This is a genomic window from Streptococcus cuniculi, from assembly GCF_004570575.1.
GTDB lineage: Bacteria > Bacillota > Bacilli > Lactobacillales > Streptococcaceae > Streptococcus > Streptococcus cuniculi_A.
Genome location: NZ_SPPD01000078.1, coordinates 1 through 443 on the forward strand (window position 1 = coordinate 1; position 443 = coordinate 443).

Annotated in this window: 2 protein-coding genes; both read left to right on the forward strand. The window is 71.8% G+C overall.

What is annotated here, in order from left to right; translation table 11 throughout:
• Positions 1–194 (forward strand): hypothetical protein (locus E4T82_RS12595; protein ID WP_209304590.1); only part of this gene is annotated, 194 nt, incomplete at its 5' end.
• Between the two features lie 57 nt (positions 195–251).
• Positions 252–443 (forward strand): hypothetical protein (locus E4T82_RS12680; RefSeq protein ID WP_209304591.1); only part of this gene is annotated, 192 nt, incomplete at its 3' end.

Genomic DNA, 443 nt, shown 5'->3' on the forward strand with positions numbered 1-443 from the left:
TGGCGAAGAGACAGACCCTGGGCGATGCCGAGCGGGACAAGCTGCTGCAGCAGGCCACGGAACTGGCGATGCGGGATTTCGCCATCATTCCCCTGCACCACCAGGTGAACGTATGGGGCACCCGGAAGAACGTCCGGCTCGCCGGCCGGGCCGAAGAGCGGACCTACGCGTTCGACGCGATCGTGCAGCCGTGAGCGCAGCGGCACCCGCCCCGGGTGCCGCACCGTCCGATCCACCAACGGCCGTCCGCCATGTCGTACCGCACAGCCTCCCTGACCGCTCTCGCCCTCGCGCTTGCCGCGTCGGCGATGCTGCCGGCCCGCGCCGCGCCGCCTGCACTCACCCCCATGCCCGCTTCCGACATCGTGGTCGGGCAATCGGCGCCGTTGAGCGGCCCGTTCGCCGCGCTGGGGCGCGACTACCGCAACGGAGCCCTGCTGGCC